19 protein-coding genes and 2 tRNA genes are annotated in these 17,504 nt (G+C 70.1%); 12 read left to right on the top strand and 9 right to left on the bottom strand.

Going from position 1 to position 17,504, the window contains the following annotated elements; translation table 11 throughout:
- Nucleotides 1-26: 26 nt before the first annotated feature.
- Nucleotides 27-1,073: a hypothetical protein gene (locus ACIBHY_RS24265; RefSeq protein WP_397307749.1), complete on the bottom strand. Its 1,047-nt coding sequence runs from the start codon at nt 1,071-1,073 to the stop codon at nt 27-29.
- A gap of 151 nt (nt 1,074-1,224) precedes the next feature.
- Between ACIBHY_RS24265 and ACIBHY_RS24260 the strand changes: the two genes are divergently transcribed.
- Together ACIBHY_RS24260 and ACIBHY_RS24255 are read left to right on the top strand one after the other, a co-directional pair.
- Nucleotides 1,225-1,371: a hypothetical protein gene (locus tag ACIBHY_RS24260; RefSeq protein WP_397104137.1), complete on the top strand. Its 147-nt coding sequence runs from the start codon at nt 1,225-1,227 to the stop codon at nt 1,369-1,371.
- Nucleotides 1,372-1,570: 199 nt separating this feature from the next.
- Complete coding sequence (locus ACIBHY_RS24255) at nt 1,571-4,429, top strand: AAA family ATPase (protein ID WP_397307748.1); 2,859 nt, start codon at nt 1,571-1,573, stop codon at nt 4,427-4,429.
- A 1-nt stretch (nt 4,430) separates the two neighbouring features.
- Here the strand turns inward: ACIBHY_RS24255 and ACIBHY_RS24250 are convergent, their stop codons facing one another.
- From ACIBHY_RS24250 to ACIBHY_RS24230, 5 genes are all read right to left on the bottom strand, one after another.
- Nucleotides 4,431-4,997, bottom strand: a complete 567-nt coding sequence (locus ACIBHY_RS24250) for a TMEM165/GDT1 family protein (RefSeq protein ID WP_379615273.1) — start codon at nt 4,995-4,997, stop codon at nt 4,431-4,433.
- A gap of 220 nt (nt 4,998-5,217) precedes the next feature.
- Complete coding sequence (locus ACIBHY_RS24245; protein ID WP_397307747.1) at nt 5,218-6,249, bottom strand: UDP-N-acetylmuramate dehydrogenase; 1,032 nt, start codon at nt 6,247-6,249, stop codon at nt 5,218-5,220.
- A 50-nt stretch (nt 6,250-6,299) separates the two neighbouring features.
- Nucleotides 6,300-7,499, bottom strand: coding sequence for a hypothetical protein (locus ACIBHY_RS24240; protein ID WP_397247856.1), 1,200 nt, complete (start codon nt 7,497-7,499; stop codon nt 6,300-6,302).
- Nucleotides 7,500-7,533: 34 nt separating this feature from the next.
- Entirely contained in the window at nt 7,534-7,962 is a 429-nt protein-coding gene (locus tag ACIBHY_RS24235) for a MaoC family dehydratase (RefSeq protein ID WP_397247854.1), read from the bottom strand.
- A gap of 1 nt (nt 7,963) precedes the next feature.
- Nucleotides 7,964-8,413, bottom strand: a complete 450-nt coding sequence (locus ACIBHY_RS24230) for a MaoC family dehydratase N-terminal domain-containing protein (protein WP_397247852.1) — start codon at nt 8,411-8,413, stop codon at nt 7,964-7,966.
- 202 nt (nt 8,414-8,615) lie between these two features.
- Here ACIBHY_RS24230 and ACIBHY_RS24225 point away from each other — a divergent pair, with 202 nt between their 5' ends.
- Nucleotides 8,616-9,701, top strand: coding sequence for a calcium:proton antiporter (locus ACIBHY_RS24225; RefSeq protein WP_397247850.1), 1,086 nt, complete (start codon nt 8,616-8,618; stop codon nt 9,699-9,701).
- A 300-nt stretch (nt 9,702-10,001) separates the two neighbouring features.
- On the opposite strand, the gene ACIBHY_RS24220 is transcribed toward ACIBHY_RS24225, so the two are convergent.
- From ACIBHY_RS24220 to ACIBHY_RS24210, 3 genes are read right to left on the bottom strand one after another with little or no spacing between them, the layout of a single operon-like run.
- Nucleotides 10,002-10,487 (bottom strand): DinB family protein, encoded by a 486-nt coding sequence (locus ACIBHY_RS24220; RefSeq protein WP_397247847.1) that lies wholly within the window; start codon nt 10,485-10,487, stop codon nt 10,002-10,004.
- Between the two features lie 20 nt (nt 10,488-10,507).
- Complete coding sequence (locus tag ACIBHY_RS24215; protein WP_397247845.1) at nt 10,508-11,251, bottom strand: ABC transporter permease; 744 nt, start codon at nt 11,249-11,251, stop codon at nt 10,508-10,510.
- Nucleotides 11,232-12,167: an ATP-binding cassette domain-containing protein gene (locus ACIBHY_RS24210; protein ID WP_397307798.1), complete on the bottom strand. Its 936-nt coding sequence runs from the start codon at nt 12,165-12,167 to the stop codon at nt 11,232-11,234. The genes ACIBHY_RS24215 and ACIBHY_RS24210 overlap by 20 nt, the downstream gene beginning before the upstream one ends.
- Nucleotides 12,168-12,421: 254 nt before the next feature.
- On the opposite strand from ACIBHY_RS24210, the gene ACIBHY_RS24205 reads away from it, so the two are divergent.
- The 9 genes from ACIBHY_RS24205 to rpmG all read left to right on the top strand — a co-directional run bounded on the left by ACIBHY_RS24205 (nt 12,422) and on the right by rpmG (nt 17,346).
- Entirely contained in the window at nt 12,422-13,432 is a 1,011-nt protein-coding gene (locus ACIBHY_RS24205; protein WP_397307746.1) for a lysozyme, read from the top strand.
- 70 nt (nt 13,433-13,502) lie between these two features.
- The gene (locus tag ACIBHY_RS24200; RefSeq protein WP_397247841.1) at nt 13,503-14,036 is read left to right on the top strand and encodes a C40 family peptidase; all 534 of its coding nucleotides are present in this window, start codon (nt 13,503-13,505) and stop codon (nt 14,034-14,036) included.
- Between the two features lie 69 nt (nt 14,037-14,105).
- Complete coding sequence (locus ACIBHY_RS24195; RefSeq protein ID WP_397307745.1) at nt 14,106-14,309, top strand: transposase; 204 nt, start codon at nt 14,106-14,108, stop codon at nt 14,307-14,309.
- Between the two features lie 31 nt (nt 14,310-14,340).
- A complete protein-coding gene (locus ACIBHY_RS24190; RefSeq protein ID WP_397307744.1) occupies nt 14,341-14,757 on the top strand; it encodes a hypothetical protein in 417 nt (138 codons plus the stop codon).
- On the top strand, nt 14,754-15,416 hold the full coding sequence (cseB, locus tag ACIBHY_RS24185) for a two-component system response regulator CseB (RefSeq protein ID WP_397247835.1): 663 nt from the start codon (nt 14,754-14,756) through the stop codon (nt 15,414-15,416). The genes ACIBHY_RS24190 and cseB overlap by 4 nt, the downstream gene beginning before the upstream one ends.
- Complete coding sequence (locus ACIBHY_RS24180; protein ID WP_397307743.1) at nt 15,413-16,753, top strand: sensor histidine kinase; 1,341 nt, start codon at nt 15,413-15,415, stop codon at nt 16,751-16,753. Before cseB ends, ACIBHY_RS24180 begins: the two co-directional genes overlap by 4 nt.
- Before the next feature lie 51 nt (nt 16,754-16,804).
- Nucleotides 16,805-16,880: transfer RNA gene (locus tag ACIBHY_RS24175), tRNA-Thr, on the top strand.
- Nucleotides 16,881-17,037: 157 nt separating this feature from the next.
- Nucleotides 17,038-17,111 (top strand) — tRNA-Met (locus tag ACIBHY_RS24170).
- Between the two features lie 70 nt (nt 17,112-17,181).
- On the top strand, nt 17,182-17,346 hold the full coding sequence (gene rpmG / locus ACIBHY_RS24165) for a 50S ribosomal protein L33 (RefSeq protein WP_101786011.1): 165 nt from the start codon (nt 17,182-17,184) through the stop codon (nt 17,344-17,346).
- Nucleotides 17,347-17,504: the final 158 nt, after the last annotated feature.

Genomic DNA, 17,504 nt, shown 5'->3' with positions numbered 1-17,504 from the left:
GCAGGCTACCTCCAAACCGGATCAGGTCACCGATAGCCGAGGATCAGCTGGCGCGTCACTCCAGCCTCACGCGTTTCGGCCGTGGCCCACATCGTCCTGGTTCCCGGCACGTTGGCCAGGCCGTTGAGCGTGACCTTGCCGACCGGGGTCCGCGTCCAGCGTCCGCCCTGGTAGTGGGTGAGGACGTCCGGCAGATCCTGGCGCCGCGTGGCCAGCCACAGCCCTCCGGCTCCGTCCGGCGCGACCTTCGTATAGGAGGTCCCGGCCGGGCGGTGGGCCAGCCGTACCCAGGAGGTGCCGTTCCAGCGCAGCACCAGGGCCTCACGCATGACCCGTTCCTCGCCGATGATGAAGGAGATTCCGCCCACGGCGTACGCCTCGTCCGGCCCGAGCGCCATGATGTCGTGCAGTTCCGCGTAGGCGTCGCCGACCCGCGACCGGCTGGGCAGGGAGATCGACGGCACCGGCGAGCGCCGCCACCCCGAGTCCGTCAGCCGCAGGACCGACGCGGCGTGCGCGGGCGACTCCGCCCCCAGGCTGCTGAGCGCCCACACGTGCTTCGGGGAGGAGGCGGCGAAGTCGGTGATGGGCAGCGGGGCGGCCACCTCCGTCCAGCGCCTTCCCGTCCAGTGCCACACCACGTCGCGCAGCCCGCGCGGGCCGAGCCGCAGCCCCGCCGCCCAGCACTCCGACGGGCCCGTGGCCAGCGCCGCCGTCGCGTGCGCGCCCTCGGCCTCGATCGGGCGCGCGTACCACTTGCCGCCGGTCAGCTGGCGGGCGTCCACCCGGGCCGGGCTCTGCACGAACTGCCAGGCCGTCCCCCGCCCCGCCGCCGTCACCAGGTACGGCACGGCCCCGCCCGCCGAGTTCCGCCAGGCTTTGCCGTTCCATCGCAGCAGGGGTTGCCCGGTCCTGACCACCCAGGCGTCGTCGCCGCCGGTGGCGCCCACGTCCTGATAGCCGCCCAGGGATCCGTCCGTCCTGGAGACCCGCCAGGCCGCTTCCCCGGCCGCGGCGGGCGCCGCCGCCACCAGCGGGAACAGCGCCAGCGCGGCGATCGCGATGCGTCTCATGGGCCATCATCGTGGCCTGCCTTAGGCGGGTGGCAGGCCTGTCCTAGGTAGGGGTAAGCCGATGGTTCGGCAAGAGATAAGGCATCCGACCGATGTGGCCGGCCGGGCCTTAGGAGGAGTGTTAGGGGTGCAGACGACAAAGGAGAAGGAAATGAACCCCGAGCTCGACTTCCAGCTGATGAAGAGCCAAGCCGGTGAGCTTCGGCGGGCCGCCGCCGAGCACCGCAGGGTACGTGAGGCGGAGCGCCGCAACAAGTCCGAGCGCCGCTCGGTCTTCGGCAAGCGCCGCGTGTCATGACCCCCACAAGAGTGCCCGGCCGCAACCTCCCTCGCGGCCGGGCCTCACACCCTCCTTGACCCGGCGGGAAAGCGCCTCGACACATCCCCCCAACCCCGCCGCCTTCGGCCACAAGCCTTCCGGTCGGTCCCTGCGCCTCCGGTCAGCGCCTCCATAAATGCGGCGAAAGCTACAGGTAAGGCGTGACATGCTGGATGACATGCTGGGACGTATGGTGAGTCCCGTCTTCGTCGGGCGGGAAGCGGAACTCGCCCACCTCGCCGACGCCATGGACGCGGCCAGGCAGGGCACCGCCACGGCCGTGCTGCTCGGCGGCGAAGCCGGTGTGGGCAAGACCCGGCTGGTGCAGAAGTTCGCCGATCGGGCCGCCCAGGACGGCGCCCACGTGCTCTTCGGGGGCTGCGTGGAACTGTCCACCGACGGCCTCGCCTACGCGCCGTTCACCGCCGCGCTCAGGCAGCTCGTCAGGGAGATGGGCACCGCCAGGATCGCCCGTCTCCTGCCTGAGGGCGCCGAGCGCGACCTGGCCAGGCTGCTGCCGGAGTTCGGCGAGCCCACCGTCGACGGTGACACCGACACCGGCCGCGCCCGGCTGTTCGAGCAGTTCCTCACCCTTCTGGAACGTCTCGCCGAGTCCCGCCCCACGGTCCTGTTCATCGAGGACATCCACTGGGCCGACCGCTCCAGCCGCGACCTCATCGCCTTCCTCAGCCGCAACCTCGCCGCCGCCCAGGTCCTGATCGTGCTCACCTACCGATCCGACGACCTGCACCGCCAGCACCCGCTGCGCCCCGTCCTGGCCGAGCTGAGCCGGGTCAGGGGTGTGCTCAGGCTCGACCTGCCCCGCCTGTCGCAGGACGAGGTGGCCGAGCAGATGACCGGGATCCTGGGCCGGACCCCCGAATACGCCAGGGTCGAGAAGGTCTTCGAGCGCAGCGAGGGCATCCCGCTGTTCGTCGAGGCGCTGCTCGACGACCCCGACGGCGACTGCGCCTTCCCCGACTCCATGCAGGACCTCATCCTCAGCGCCGTCGAGCGCCTGCCCGAGGAGACCCAGCGCGTCCTTCGGGTGGCCGCCGCCGGCGGCATCCGGATCGGCCACGCCCTGCTCGCCGCCGTCAGCGGCCTGTCCGACCTGGAGCTGGAGTCCGCCCTGCGTCCTGCCATCGCGGGGAACGTGCTGCAGATCGCCGACAACCGGGCCTACGTCTTCCGGCACGCGCTGATCCGCGAAGCCGTACACGAGGAACTGCTGCCCGGCGAGCACCAGCGGCTGCACGCGCGCTACGCCGAGGAGATCTCCCGCGACCGCAAGCTCGTCCCGCCCGGTCGCGCCGCCGTCGAGCTGGCCCACCACTGGTACGGCGCGCGCAACGACGAATGGGCCCTCATCTCCGCCTGGGAGGCGGCCCGCAAGTCGATGAAGGCCTTCGCCTACGCCGAGGCGATCCCACTGCTCGAACGCGTGCTCATGCTCTGGGACAAGGTGCCGGGCGCGGCCGGGCGCATCGACGCCGACCACTCCTACGTGCTGGAGAAGGCCGCGCTGGCCGCGGGCAACAGCGCCGAGGTGGATCGCGGCGTGAAGTTCGTGCGGGCGGCGCTCGCCGGCCTCGACGAGGACACCCAGCCCGACCGCGTGGCCATGCTCATGGTGCGCTGGGCCGGGTTCAAGATCTCCAAAGGCAAGATGGGTGTCGTCGAGGACTTCCACAAGGCCCTGGAACTCGTCCCCGACCACAGCCACCCGCGCGCCGAGGTGCTGACGAAGCTCAGCCAGCACCTGATGCTGCAGGGCGAGGTCGAGGAGGGCACCGCCAGGTGCGAGGAGGGCCTGCTCATCGCCAGGGACGTCGGCGACGAACACCTGGAGGGCGAACTCCTCATGAACCTCGCCCTCGGCCAGGCCATGGCCGGCGGCAGCATCGCCCAGTACGAGACCAACCAGCTCGCCCGCGCGATAGGCGAGCGCATCGACTCGCCCCGCCTCATCCTGCGCTCCGTCGGCAACAACATCGACGCGCTCAACGACCTCGGCCGCTCGGAAGAGGCGCTCGAACTCTCCTACGAGGGCGAGCGCATGGCCAAGAAGTACGGGCTGATCAGGACCATAGGCGTCTTCATCCTCAACAACCGCGCCGAGGCCCTCGAACTTCTCGGCCGCTGGGACGAGGCGCTGGAGACCGCGGAACGCTCGCTGAGGTTCGGCCCCAGCCTGCGCACCCGCCACCACATCCTGCGCGTCCAGGCCGACATCGCGCTGTCGCGCGGCGACCTGTCGACGCTGGAGAGCAACCTGTCCGAGCTGGGCGTGCTCAAGGAGCGTCCCGAGGACTTCGTCCAGGACATCACCTCGAGCTCCCGCCTGCACATGGGCTGGCACCTGCTGAAAGGCGAGCCCGAGTCGGCGCTGGAGGTCGCCCACCGGGTGCTGTCGCGGCCGTCGCAGTCCAGCAAGTCGGCGCTCGGCTGGCGGCTGCTCTCCCTCATCAGCCACGTCTGCGACCAGGCCGAGGCCCTCGACCCCACACTGTCCGAGCACGTACGCGGCCACGCCGCCGAGGTCGCCGCCACGCTGCGCATCTCGGGCCCGCCCGCCGAGGCCTACCGCCTGACCTACACCGGCGACTTCGACGCCGCCGCGGCCGCGTGGGAACGGCTGCGCCGCCCGCACGCCCAGGCCAAGGCGCTCCTGCACGCCGCGACCATCGCCGCCCAGTCGGGCGACCGCGAGGGCGCCGCCACGCGGCTGCGGGTCGCGCAGCCGCTGGCCGAGGCGCTGCGGGCCACCCCGCTGGTGGAGGAGATCGAGATGCTCAGCCGGCGGGTGGGCGGCGCCTCCGCGCCGTCGGCGACGTCGGAGCTGCTGACGCCCCGGGAGTTGGAGGTTCTCCGGCTGGTGGCGCTGGGGCGCAGCAACCGCGACATCGCGGCCGAGCTGTTCATCTCGGCGAAGACGGTCAGCGTGCACGTCTCCAACATCCTGGCCAAGCTCGGCGTCTCCAGCCGGGGCGAGGCCGCCGCCGCCGCGTACCGGCTGTCGCTGCTGTCGACCTGAGCTACCAGATGGCGTCGGCCAGCAGGACGATGCCGAAGACGGCGAACGCCGCGGCGGCGCCGTAGCGGATGGCCTTCTCCGGCAGGTGCTTGCCGAGGATCCGCCCGACCACGATGGCCAGGGCGTCCGCGGCGACCATACCGACGGTGGAGCCGATCCAGGTGCCGAGCCAGCCATGCTGCGTGGCCAGGACGATCGTGGCCAGCATCGTCTTGTCGCCCAGCTCGCTCAGGAAGAACGCGACCGTCACCGCGATGATCGCGTTCCTGGTGGTGCGCTGGGCCTTCTTCGACTCTTCGTCGGTCAGCTCGTCGCCGCGCAGCGTCCACAGCGCGAAGCCGAGGAAGGCGATGCCGGCCGCGACGGAGATCGCGGTGGTGGGCAGGGCGTCGCCGATGAGCCCGCCGACGGCCACGCTGAACAGGTGCACGACGGTCGTGGCGATGGTGATGCCGACCAACACCGGCCAGGCCTTGAATCGGGTGGCGAACGTCATCGCCATCAGCTGGCTCTTGTCACCCAGCTCCGCCACGAAAATGGCCACAAGACTGATCCAGAACGCTTCCAACGGTCCTCATTCCTACGAACCGGACCGGAGCGCCTGCCGGGGCACGACTCTTCGGCCCGGCATGACAGCCAGGCCGAAGGTCTCGTCCGCCTGTGAAGGCCCACGTGACCGGGCGTCGGGACGCCAGTGTGTCGATCACGTGATTTGGGACTACTCCCCTTCGGAATATCTCGGCCACTTTAACAGGCCGAACCCGCCGAATGTTCCTCAGGCGAGGGTGTCAGAGCTCACAGCCGACCATCACCGGCTCGTTGACCAGCCGCACCCCGAACTTCTCCGCGACCCCGTCACGCACCTCCCTGGCCAGCGCCAGCAGGTCGGCCGCGGTGGCCGAGCCGTCGGGGTTGGTGAGAGCGAGCGTGTGCTTGGTGGAGATGCGGGCGGGCCCGCGGCGGTACCCCTTGGGGAAACCGGCATGCTCGATCAGCCACGCCGCCGGCACCTTGACCGTGCCGTCGGGCAGGTCCCAGCGAGGATGGCCGGGCGCGCGCAGCTCCAGCTCGGCGGCCTGGCCGGGAGTCAGGATCGGGTTGGTGAAGAACGATCCGGCGCTGCGGGTGTCGGGGTCTTCCGGGTCGAGCACCATGCCCTTGCTCCTGCGCAGGGCCAGGACGGCCGCGCGGGCGTCCGCGAGCCGTACCCGCTCGCCCATCGGCACCCCGAGGCGCACCGCCAGCTCCTTGTAGGCCACCTCGCCCGACAGCTCGGAGATGTCCAGGACATAGGTGACGCCCAGCACCACGTGCCGCGACAGGTCCCGCTTGAACGCGCTGTCGCGATAGGAGAACCCGCACCGCCGGGCCTCGATGTCCACCACCTGCCGGGTCTTGCGGTCGTAGGCCCGCACGCAGCGGACGGTCTGCGACACGTCCTGCCCGTAGGCGCCCACGTTCTGGATCGGCGTCGACCCCACCAGGCCCGGGACGCCGGACATGCACTCGATGCCGGACCAGCCCTCGGCGACCGCGCGGGCCACGAGCGCGTCCCAGTCCTCGCCCGCCTCGACCGTGAGCAGCACCTGCCCGCCGTCGCGCTCGGCCCGCACCCCGGTCGAGGCGACCTTGACCACCAGCCCGTCGAAACCCTCGTCGGGCACGACCAGGTTGCTGCCGCCGCCCAGCACCAGCGTGGGAACCCCGTCGCGGTCGGCCTCGGCCACGAAGGAGACGAGCTGCTCCGCCGTACCGGCCTCGACGAACTCGCGGGCCGGGCCGCCCAGGCCCAGCGTGGTGTACGGCGCCAGCATCTCCATGGGGCCCTAGCTTATGAGCCCCCCGCGATGCGCGGCACCCGGCGCCCGCGTCAGGAGGAGCGCAGCAGGCGCAGCACCCGGTCGTAGGTGCGGCGGGACTCGCGTTCGCGGTAGTCCTGGTCGACGTCGTGGTAGCCGTGGTGGCGCAGGCCGTGCACGGGGAGCGTCTCCTGCGGCACCACCAGTTCGCCGTCCAGGCCGAGCGAGAGCTCCAGGTCCGCGTTGCGGTAGTAGCGGGCGTCCTGCGGCATGGCGGCCAGCGCCTCGGCCCGCCGTACCGCCATCAGGTAGCCCATGAGCGCGCGGACCCGTCCAGGACCGGCCTCGTGCCACGTGTGGCCGTCCGCGTCGGGGTCGGCGCCCTTCCACCCGGCCGCGACCGCGCCGTGCTGGATCGCCGCCGTCAGCGGCGTGAGCGCGTCGCCCGTGAGGATCGTGGAGGTCTCCATCAGGACGTGCACGTCCGAGGTGTCCAGCCGCATCAATGCCGTACGGCAGGCGCTCCACCCGGCCGACCCCCCGAACCAGTGCGGCAGCTCGGCCACGTGCCAGACGGTCACCCGCTCGGGCCGCCGGGCGGCGAACTCGTGCAGGACGTCGCCCGCGCCGTCCCGGTTGCCCAGGTCGAGGGCGAGGACGGCGGCGTCGGTGTGCTCCAGCAGCGCCTCCACGCAGGCGCGCACGTCGTCCGGCCGGCCGTCGGCGATCAGGCCCGCCGAGACGGTGACGTCGACGATCTCGGCGCGTTGCCGCTCCTGGTTCACCCCGGCGTCGTCGAGCCGGTTGGCGGCCAGGCTGGCGTCCCAGATCCGCTGCGCGTGGAGCATGTCGTCCTCGGGCGTCCCGCTCGATCCGGGGTCGCCGGAGAAGCCCAGTTCGGCGGCGGGGTCCTCCTGGGCTCCCGCGCCGGCCGTCCCCGCCGTGGAGCCCGCTGTGGGGCTCGCTTCAGGGCCCGTGTCGCCGCCGGTCGTGTCGCGGCCGGTGCCCGAGGCAGGGGCGACGGCCCGTGGGTTGAGGTGGCGGGGCGGGCCGGCGTCGGTGACGGCGCTGATCGGGATCGAGCGGACGGTCGGCCAGATGGTGTAGGGCGGCTTCTCGCTCAGCGTGTAGCCGTCGGGGGCGTCCTTGACCAGCCACCCCTCGCGCTCGATCCGCGCGCGCAGCTCGTCGGCGAGCGCGTAGTCGCGCTCCGCCCTCGCCTTCACACGCTGCTCGGCCAGCTCGATGACGTGGTGCGGCACTTCACTCATACCGACCGCCCTACCCCAGGACAGGGCACCTCTATCAGGACAGCTGAACCACCGCACGCGCCTTGGACAGCACGTTGGCGTCCGCGGACTTGGCCACCAGAGCGATGACGACCCGCTTGTCCTCCAGCTTCTCCTCCACGACGCCGCTGACGGTGATCGTCGCGCCCGCGTCGTCGTCGGGCACGACTACCATCGAGGAGAACCGCACCCCGTAGTCGACCACCGCGCCGGGATCGCCGGCCCAGTCGGTGACGAACCGCCCCGCCTGCGCCATCGTGAACATGCCGTGCGCGATGACGTCGGGCAGGCCGACGGTCTTGGCGAACCGCTCGTTCCAGTGGATCTGGTTGAAGTCGCCGGAGGCGCCCGCGTACATGACCAGGTTGAGGCGGCGCACCGGGTAGTCGGCCGCGGGGATCTGCTGGCCGACCTCGACCTCGTCGTACTTGACCGTCGCCGTCATCTCAGGCCGCCCCTCCACGCTCGACGATGGTGTTGTAGGTGGTGCAGACGGGTTCGCCGGCGACGGTGCTGACCTCGCTCCTGATCGTGAGCAGCTCGTTGCGCCCGGCGCTGCGGATGTCGGTGATCGTCGACCGGGTGACCAGTTCGTCGCCGGGGTAGATCGGCCGCGTGTACTCGAACCGCTGCTCGCCGTGGACCACCATCGCGAAGTTCAGCCCCAGTTCGGGGTCGGCCAGCGCCTCACCGCCGCTCTGCAGGCTGAACACGATGGGGAAGGTGGGCGGCGCCACCACGTCCGGATGTCCCGCGGCCTGCGCCGCGTCCCGGTCGCGGTAGATCGGGTTGTGGTCGCCGATCGCCGCGGCGAACTCGCGGATCTTCACCCGGCTGACCTCGTACGGCGCGGCGGACGCATACGACCGCCCCACGAAATCACGGTTCAAGGCCATTCGTGCCCCTTCACGCGTTCCTGAGCTTTGACCCGACCGTAACAGAACAAGGTTCGGCTGTCGCCGTCCCGGCTCCATCATGAACCGCCCGAACCCACGACGGCCCCGGCATTGCCGCACGATGACCCTGAGCACGGATGATGCCCGATCGCCCAACCGGACAGAAGTGAACAGACACTCCACTTAGGGCATGATCTATACCATGCGCCGTTTCCTCAACTGGACCACCGCCGTCCCTCTCCTCGCACTTCTGGCGCTGGCTCTGACGTGGGGACGGGAACCGCCGATGGTCGTCGTGATCATCGTCGCGGTGCTGCTGGCCGGGGCGGTTCTGGCGGCGGTGCACCACGCCGAGGTCATCGCGCACCGCGTCGGCGAGCCGTTCGGCTCACTGGTGCTCGCGGTCGCGGTCACCGTGATCGAGGTCGCGCTGATCGTCAGCCTGATGATCAGCGGCGGCGAGAAGACCGCGACGCTCGCCCGCGACACCGTCTTCGCCGCCGTCATGATCACCTGCAACGGCATCGTCGGACTGTCCCTGCTCAGCGCCACGCTCCGGCGGAGGGTCGTGGCGTTCCACGCCGAAGGGACCGGCGGCGCGCTCGCCACCGTGGCCACGCTCGCGACACTCAGCCTCGTGCTGCCGACGTTCACGACCAGCGCCCAGGGCCCGGAGTTCTCCCCCGGCCAGCTCGCCTTCGCCGCCGTGGCCTCGCTCGCGCTCTATGGCCTGTTCGTCCTCACCCAGACGGTACGGCACCGCGACTACTTCCTGCCCGTCACCCACGACGGCCAGGCCATGCCCCCGGACGCCCACGCGCCCAGGCCGACCACGAGAACCGCGACCGTCAGCCTCGGCCTCCTCCTGATCGCCCTCGTCGCCGTCGTCGGCCTGGCCAAGGTCGAGTCGCCGATCATCGAGAGCGCCGTCTCCGATGCCGGGCTGCCGCACGCCGTCGTCGGCGTGGTGATCGCCCTGCTGGTCCTGCTGCCCGAGACCATCGCCGCGGTACGCGCGGCCAGGCGCGACCAGCTCCAGATCAGCCTCAACCTGTCGCTCGGCTCGGCGATGGCCAGCATCGGCCTGACGATCCCGGCCATCGCGCTCGCGTCCATCTGGCTGGACGGGCCGCTGGTGCTCGGACTGGGCGGCACCCACATGGTCCTGCTCGCCCTGACCGTCGGCGTCTCCACCCTCACCGTGGTGCCGGGGCGGGCCACGTTGCTGCAGAGCGGCGTCCACCTGGTGCTGTTCGCCGCATTCCTGTTCCTGGCAGTCAGCCCTTGACCACTTCCTGGCAGTCAGCCCTTGACCACGTGGCCGGTCTTCAGAGGTCCGACCACCTGGGCGGTCTTTGAGGGGTTGACCCCACCTGGCCAGGCCTTTGAGAGTTGACCTACCTGGCCGGTCTCTGGGGTTGACCACTTGACCGGGTGACGTGGCGCCGTTGCGGCGGGCGCCACGTCCGGCGTGAGAAGCGATCCCCACGATCGGCGCCCGCCCACGGCGGCGGGTGGGGGTGGGGTGGCGGAGCCGTAACGGATGGTGCGCCCTTGAGGGGTTATCCCATGGCGCGCCCTTGAGGGGTTATCCCATCGACTTCTGGCCGTCGATGGACTCGCGGATGATGTCGGCGTGGCCGGCGTGCTGGGCGGTTTCGGCGATGATGTGGAGCATCGTGCGGCGGACCGACCAACGCGCCCCCTGCTCGAACCACGGCGCCGTGGGCAGCGCGTGCGAGGTGTCGAGGTCGAGCGTGCGGGCGAGCTCGTTCGTGGCCCGAGCCACCGACTCGTAGTGCTTGAGCAGGGCGTCGAGCGTGTCGCCCGCGTCCATTCTGAACTGCCCCTCCCAGTCGACGGGCACGCTCTCCATGTGCTCGGCACCGCCGACGGCGAAGCGCGCCCAGCGCTCCTCGACGTTAGCGACGTGCTTGACGAGGCCGCCCAGGCACAGCGCGCTGGCCGTGGGCGTGCGGGCCGCCTGCTCGTCGGTGAGCCCCTGGACCGTGTGGAGGAGGAACCCGCGGTGCTTGTCCAGCGTCTGGACGAGGTCGTCGCGCTCGCTCGACATGTCGTCACCCCTTCCGGGGTCTAGATGCCCTTGCGCATCGCCCGGGTTCCGGCATAGAGGCCGATCAGTGCCACCAGGCCGGCGGCCGCTGCGCCGTACAAGACAGAGATATCACCCAGCTGACCGGAGAAGAGCGAACGTTGTGCGTCGACGAGGTATTTGACGGGGTTCACGTATCCGACGATCCGCAGCCACGTCGGGCCGGAGTCCACGGGCAGCAGCACTCCCGACAGAAGGAGCAGCGGGAACAACGCCCACTGCGTGACCAGATAGAACATCGTGCCGTCCGGCGCCGACTTGAGCGCCAGCACGAACGACAGCGACCCGAGCCCCACCCCCAGCACGATCAGCAGCACGAGCCCCAGGATCACCCCGGCCAGGTGCAGCTCGAAGCCGAGCGGCAGCGCCAGCAAGATGATCAGCACGGCCTGGAGGAACAGGACGGCCATCTCCTTCAGCGTCCGGCCGACCAGCATGGCGGTGCGGTTCAGCGGCGAGACCATGAGGCGTTCGAGCGAACCGCCGATCGCCTCGGTGAGCAGGTTGTAGCCGGAGCCCATCGGCCCGGTCAGGCACATCATGACCAGGATGCCGGGCACGAACCACTGCCACGAGGTGTCCGTCGCCCCCTTCAGCAGCGAGCCGAACAGGAACAGGAACAGCAGCGGCTGCAACATCTCGAAGACCAGGTTCGTCGGCTGCCGAAGCGACGGGGTGAACTCCCTGGTGAAGACCGTCGCGGTGTCACGCAGGAACGTCGTCATCGGCCAGGCTCCTTCCGGTCAGCGCGAGGAAGACGTCGTCGAGGGTCGGGCGCTTCGTCTCCGCCGCGGTGACCTTGATCTCGTGCGCGTCGAGGGTTCTGAGGCATTCGGGCAGCGCGGCCGGGGCGTTGGGGACGCGCAGCTTCACGGTGCCGCCGTCCGCTTCGCCGCCGGTCAGCTCCGCGGCGCGGGCGGCGTCGGAGGTGGTCAGGATGATGTGGTCGCCGGCGAGGTCGTTCTTGAGCTGCTCGGCGGTGCCGTCGGCGATGATCCGGCCGTTGTCGATGATGATCACCCGCTCGGCCATGGCGTCGGCCTCTTCGAGATAGTGGGTGGTCATGAAGATGGTCATCCCGATCGCCTCGCGCAGGCGCAGGATGTGCGACCAGACCTCGGCGCGGCTGGTCGGGTCGAGGCCGGTGGACGGCTCGTCCAGGAAGAGCAGCTTGGGCTCGTGCACCAGGCCGATCGCGAGGTCGAGGCGCCGGCGCTGGCCGCCGGAGAGCGTGCCCGGCTGGCGCTTGGCCATATGGGTGAGGTCGAGCATGTCGAGCACCTCGTCGGCGCGGCGGCGCGCCTGCGGGATGGGAAGGCCGTAGCAGCGGCCCTGCGCGACGAGTTCGTCGCGAACGCGGTAGTTCTCGCCCGCGCTGTTCTTCTGGCCGACGTAGCCGATGCGGGCGCGCACGCCGGACGGGTCGGTGGCGATGTCGTGCCCGGCCACCGTGGCGCTGCCCTTCGTGGGCGGCAGCAGCGTGGTGAGCATGCGCAGGGTGGTCGATTTCCCCGCGCCGTTCGGACCCAGGAAGGCGACCAGCTGGCCGTCCTCGATGTCGAGGTCGATCCCGCGTACGGCGTCGACGGTCTCTTTTCGTTTCAAGGTGAAGCTCCGGGTGAGTCCCCGGGCGCTGATGATGGGCATGGCAAACAGCCCCTTGCTTGGGAGGCGGGCGGATTTCCCCAAGCTTGCGCAGGTCAGCGGGGTTTAGGCAAACGCGAACACTACATTCACATACGGCGCTGACCTGCGGAAACGCCATGTAAGCCATCATTTGAAATAGCGCTCCGACCTGGGATTTCAAGAAATTTCGGCTATGCCGCAGTAGAGCGGTTGCGGGCCCTGCCGTACTCCGCGAAAATCTTGGCCTCATCGGTGAAAAGGGGACCCTCGTGAAGCGTGTTCTGGTGGCCGCGGCGCTGGCCGCGGTCGGTTACGGCGCGAACGCGTTACCCGCCCAGGCCGTCGACGGCGTGCCGGGTGTCGACGTGAGCAACTGGACCGGCGAGGTCGACTGGGCGAGTGTCGCGTCGGGCGGCGCGAAGTTCGCGTTCGTGATGGCCAGCGAGGGCGGCGACTTCGTCAGCCCCACGTTCTCCGCCCAGTTCGAGGGCGCCGCCGACGCGGGGCTGATCCGCGGTGCTTACCACTTCGCCCAGCCGCACGAGTCGGACGGCGCCGCCCAGGCCGAGTACTTCGTGCAGAACGGCGGCCGCTGGACCGGCGACGGCATCACCCTGCCGGGCGTGCTCGACCTGGAGGACAACCCCTACAAGGACCGCAACGGCAAGGACAACTGCTACGGCCTGTCCCCCAAGGACATGGTCACGTGGGTCAAGGACTTCACGAAGCGCTACCACCAGCGCACCGGCCGCCAGGCGATCATCTACACCACGACGAGCTGGTGGAAGACGTGCACCGGCGACTCCGCCAAATTCAAGGCCAACCCGCTCTGGCTGGCCCGCTGGGGCGCCGATCCCGGCGAGCTGCCGAAGAGCTGGGAGAGGCACACGTTCTGGCAGTCGGCCGACAAGGGCACGCTGGCCGGCGGGCAGAACTCCTTCAACGGCAGCGAGTCCGAGCTCAGGGAGCTGGCCATCGCGGCGGTCGAGCTGACGGTGTCCGGCCAGGTGAAGAGCCGCCGCTCGTACACGCTCACGATCGCCAACACCGGCCCGCACCCCGCGGGCACGATCAAGATCTCCGGTCGGGCGTACGGCGGGCAGAAGATCGTCAAGGCCCCCGGCTGCAAGTTCAGCGGCACGGCCGTGAAGTGCACCGTGGCCAAGCTGAACCGGGGACAGAAGGTCCGGCTGACGTTCACCACCAAGGCGCCGGCCAAGGGAGGCGTGGGGATCCGGTTCACGGTCGGAACGGTGGAACTGGACCTGAAGGCGCGCTGAGCCGCGCGATCTTGCGGCTTTTGCATGAGGATATATCCCGACTTTCCCTATAAAACGGAGGCATAGGCGGGTGTCGGGGCGGCTACGGCGGGGACTGCTGCCCGCGCTTGCCCTGGTGCTGCTGCTGGCCACCGCCTCCGCGCCCATCAGGGAGTGGGTGGCGCCGGACATCGTCAGACTCGCCTACGAGATCGAGCGCAAGGACATCACCTACTCCTGGGGCGGCGGGCACGCCGACGAGCCGGGCCCGTCCAAGGGCACCTGCCTCGGCTACAAGGGCAAGATCCGGCCCTGTCCCGCCGCCAGGACCAGGGGGCTGGACTGCTCGGGGTTCACGAGGTGGGTGTACGCGCTCGCGCACGGCTCCGACGTGCTCGGTCCCGGCAACACCGACGACCATGTGCGGCGCATGTACCGGGTGAAGAAGCCGCAGCCCGGCGACCTCGTCTACTTCGGAAAAATCACGAAAAAGCGCATTAAGACGCACCACGTCGGGATCTTCCTCGGCAACGGGAAGATGATGAACGCCCCCGAGACCGGCGCCGAGGTCCGCATCGACGACATCGCCGACAAGAAGGGCTTCGCCGGCTACTACCGGTTCTGACCCACGATGCCCAGGAGGCATGAGTCGCTGCGTGAAAATTGAGAGTCCTGAGGTCTACTCTGTGCCGCTATGGACAGGCGATGGGTGGGCCCCCGCGGCTACGAGGTCGTCCCCGCCACGCGGGCCGGCCGCCAGGTGCTCCGGATCCGGCGCAACGGCTGGCTGATCGCCGACTGCCTGTCCGTGGCCGACGTCGCCAGGCATGTGGATCTGGCCGACCTGTGCGAAGTGATCACGCTACCGATGGACCGTTGTTACAAAGCTGCCGGATAACCGACACAGGCTCCGCCTTACCCTCGTTGACATGCGAAAACAGGCTCTGACGTTCCTCGCGCTCGCCCTGACGGCGGCCTGTGGCGCCGCCGGTGGAGTCCGGGTCGAGGGCCCGGCGCCGCCGGCGGAGTCCCGCGGTCCCGTCTACGTCGTCGCCTACATGGGCGACGCCCTGCAACGCCCGTCGGACTTCGCGCTCACCGAGTTCAGCGGCATGAACGGCGTGCGCTGGCAGTCGTGGGGCGGCGAGCGCGCCGTGGGCACCGGCGAACTGAGCGGCACCTGGTGCCTGCCCGGCTGCGAGGTCAAGGGCTACCCCGCCACGATCACCCTCAGCCGCCTGACGCGGTTGGAGCGCACCGGCTACTACGCCCGCTTCACCGTCACCTCCGGCCACGAGATCAAGGACGACCTGACCGACCAGAAGCTGGAGGTGCCGCCCCGATGACCGACGTCCTGCTCGTCGAGGACGACGCCGTGATCCGCGAGGCCACCCAGCTGGCCCTCGAACGCCACGGCCTGGCCGTACGCACGGCATCGGATGGTCTGTCCGGCCTGTCCGCCTTCCAACGCCAGGCTCCCGACGTGGCCCTGCTCGACGTGATGCTCCCCCACCTCGACGGCGTCAGCCTGGCCAGGCGCATCAGGCAGGCGGGCGGCGTCCCCATCATCATGATCTCGGCCAGGTCCGACGCCATCGACGTGATCAACGCCCTGGAGGCCGGCGCCGACGACTACGTCACCAAGCCGTTCGAACTGGGCGTCCTGCACGCCCGCATCCGCGCCGTCCTGCGCCGCGCCGCCGCCGCGAGCGCCCCCGCCGTCCTCACGTTCGGCGACCTGACGGTCGACACCCGGTCCATGGAGGTACGGCGGGGCGGCGCCCTCCTGTCCCTGACCCCGACCGAACTGAAGCTGCTGCTGGAGTTCGCGGCGAACGCCGGGATCGTCCTGTCCCGGGACACGCTGCTGCAGAACGTCTGGGACTACGCCTGGGACGGCGACACCCGCGTCGTCGACGTACACGTGCAACGCCTGCGCTACAAGATCGGCAACGACCGGGTCGAGACCGTGCGCGGGTTCGGCTACAAGCTGAGGCGCTCATGAGCCTGCGCCTGAAGATCGCCCTGTCGCTGGCTCTCACCGCGGTGGCGGTGGCCGCGGCCATCGGACTCCTCGTCCACCTGCGCACCGCCGACACCCAGCTCGACACCGCGCGCCGTACGCTCGACGCCCAGTTCCAGTCGCTCCTGGCCCGCCAGGCGGAGGGTCAGGACGCCGGCCTGACCGTCGGGCCCGTCCCCGGGCCGCTGTCCCGCGAGATCACCGCCCGCCCCGTCCGCGCCACGTACCTGGACGGCGGCACCCTGTGGGCCGCCACCACCCTGGGCGGCAAGACCGTCTCCCTGGCCCGCCCGTACCACCCCGAACAGGCTCAGCTCGCCGCCCTCGACCGCACCCTGCTCACCTCGGGCGCGCTGGCCACGGTGGCGGCGTGTCTGGCGGGGATCGCGGTGGCCACGGGCTTGAGCCGCCGCATCCGCCACGTCTCCCGAACCGCCGCCACCATCGCGTCCGGCGACCTGACCGCCCGCGTCTTCCCGCCCCCGCCTGTGGTGCGACCGTCTGGGGGCGCTTGGCAGGGGGACGAGGTCGTGGCGGTGGGCAGGGCGCTGGACCGGATGGCCGACGCGCTCCAGGCCAGGCTGGAGGCGGAGCGCCGCGTGACGGCCGACATCGCGCACGAGCTGCGTACCCCGGTCACCGGCCTGATGACCGCCGCCGAGCTGCTGCCTCCCGGGCGGCCCACCGAGCTGGTCCGCGACCGCGCGGCCGTACTCGGGAGGCTGGTCGAAGACATCCTGGAAGTGGCCCGCCTGGACGCCCACACGGAGCGACCCGCCCTGGAACGCCGCCTGCTGAGCGCCCTGACCCGCCGGGCCATCACCGCCGCCCACGCCCACACCGACCCCCTGCCCGCCCCCTCAACTGCCGAACCCGGCCACACGTCCTCAGAGCACCCGGGCCTCACGGAGGCGGCTTCTCCGGTGAGCGATGGCGCCGGGGGCGGGGTGCGGTTGGTGGTGGTCCGGGATGTTGAGGTGGAAACCGATCCGCGGCGGGTCGAGCGCGTTCTGGCCAATCTTGTGGCCAATGCCGTGCGTCATGGGCGGCCGCCGGTCACGGTCACCGTCGACGGCATGACGGTGCGGGTGGAGGATCATGGGCAGGGGTTCCCCGCGGACATGCTGGCCGTACTGCGAGAACATGGTCCTCAGCGGTTCGCCAGCGGTGCGAGCGCCCGCGGGACGGGGGTCGGATTGGGGTTGACGATCGCCGCCGGGCAAGCCCGGATGCTGGGTGCTGACCTGGAGTTCGGCGACACGGGCACGGGTGCCGAGGTGACCCTGAGATTGCCTGGAACCAGTTCGCATCATCGCTGACTGCCGTGTATGGTTACACCTGTCCGCAACGCAGACAGCGCCTGCGGACAGGCCCCTATAGCTCAGTCGGCAGAGCGTCTCCATGGTAAGGAGAAGGTCAACGGTTCGATTCCGTTTGGGGGCTCCAGCTTCACCAGGCCTCACCGGAAGTTTTCGGTCGAGGCTTTTGTTATGAGTTCAGCGGTGAGGCATAGATGAGGTCAACCCACCTGACCAGGTGATGTACGTATGTGCTCCTGAGGTCGGGTATCCTCTACGGGTCCGGGTTGTTTCGCCCGGCTCCAGGCGGAGTAGCTCAGTCAGGCAGAGCAAACGGCTCATAATCGTTGTGTCGCCGGTTCAAGTCCGGCCTCCGCTACGGCCCTTCTCAGGTCACCTGGCCTGGGCACGGGTATGTCCATGTCCCGAACGTAGAAAGGCACTCCCACGTGGCTGCCACCGACGTTAGGCCGAAGATCACGCTGGCCTGCCAGGAGTGCAAGCACCGCAACTACATCACGCGGAAGAACCGGCGCAACGACCCGGATCGGCTTGAGCTGAAGAAGTACTGCCCCAACTGCCGCACCCACCGCGCGCACCGCGAGACCCGCTAGCACTCGGCCGCGGCCAGGCCACCTCCCGATCCGGCCGACCGCGCCTCAGCCGCGATTCCACACGCGGCCCGGGTTCTCCGCAGGGCAGACACTCCTGCAACACACCGCACGAACCGGCACCTCCACCGAGGCGCCGGTTTGTCGCATTTCCAGCACCC

Source organism: Nonomuraea sp. NPDC050547, assembly GCF_044457345.1.
In the GTDB taxonomy this organism is placed as follows: domain Bacteria; phylum Actinomycetota; class Actinomycetes; order Streptosporangiales; family Streptosporangiaceae; genus Nonomuraea.
The sequence above is the reverse complement of the archived record's forward strand: the minus strand, read 5'-3'. Positions and strand labels throughout refer to the sequence as shown.

What these genes read in the sequence shown, in the direction of transcription:
- ACIBHY_RS24265 (WP_397307749.1), bottom strand. Translation starts at nt 1,073, where the DNA reads ATGAGACGCATCGCGATCGCCGCGCTGGCGCTGTTCCCGCTGGTGGCG.
- ACIBHY_RS24260 (WP_397104137.1), top strand. Translation starts at nt 1,225, where the DNA reads ATGAACCCCGAGCTCGACTTCCAGCTGATGAAGAGCCAAGCCGGTGAG.
- ACIBHY_RS24255 (WP_397307748.1), top strand. Translation starts at nt 1,571, where the DNA reads ATGCTGGGACGTATGGTGAGTCCCGTCTTCGTCGGGCGGGAAGCGGAA.
- ACIBHY_RS24245 (WP_397307747.1), bottom strand. Translation starts at nt 6,249, where the DNA reads ATGGAGATGCTGGCGCCGTACACCACGCTGGGCCTGGGCGGCCCGGCC.
- ACIBHY_RS24240 (WP_397247856.1), bottom strand. Translation starts at nt 7,499, where the DNA reads ATGAGTGAAGTGCCGCACCACGTCATCGAGCTGGCCGAGCAGCGTGTG.
- ACIBHY_RS24235 (WP_397247854.1), bottom strand. Translation starts at nt 7,962, where the DNA reads ATGACGGCGACGGTCAAGTACGACGAGGTCGAGGTCGGCCAGCAGATC.
- ACIBHY_RS24230 (WP_397247852.1), bottom strand. Translation starts at nt 8,413, where the DNA reads ATGGCCTTGAACCGTGATTTCGTGGGGCGGTCGTATGCGTCCGCCGCG.
- ACIBHY_RS24225 (WP_397247850.1), top strand. Translation starts at nt 8,616, where the DNA reads ATGCGCCGTTTCCTCAACTGGACCACCGCCGTCCCTCTCCTCGCACTT.
- ACIBHY_RS24220 (WP_397247847.1), bottom strand. Translation starts at nt 10,487, where the DNA reads ATGTCGAGCGAGCGCGACGACCTCGTCCAGACGCTGGACAAGCACCGC.
- ACIBHY_RS24215 (WP_397247845.1), bottom strand. Translation starts at nt 11,251, where the DNA reads ATGACGACGTTCCTGCGTGACACCGCGACGGTCTTCACCAGGGAGTTC.
- ACIBHY_RS24195 (WP_397307745.1), top strand. Translation starts at nt 14,106, where the DNA reads ATGGACAGGCGATGGGTGGGCCCCCGCGGCTACGAGGTCGTCCCCGCC.
- ACIBHY_RS24190 (WP_397307744.1), top strand. Translation starts at nt 14,341, where the DNA reads ATGCGAAAACAGGCTCTGACGTTCCTCGCGCTCGCCCTGACGGCGGCC.
- cseB (WP_397247835.1), top strand. Translation starts at nt 14,754, where the DNA reads ATGACCGACGTCCTGCTCGTCGAGGACGACGCCGTGATCCGCGAGGCC.
- ACIBHY_RS24180 (WP_397307743.1), top strand. Translation starts at nt 15,413, where the DNA reads ATGAGCCTGCGCCTGAAGATCGCCCTGTCGCTGGCTCTCACCGCGGTG.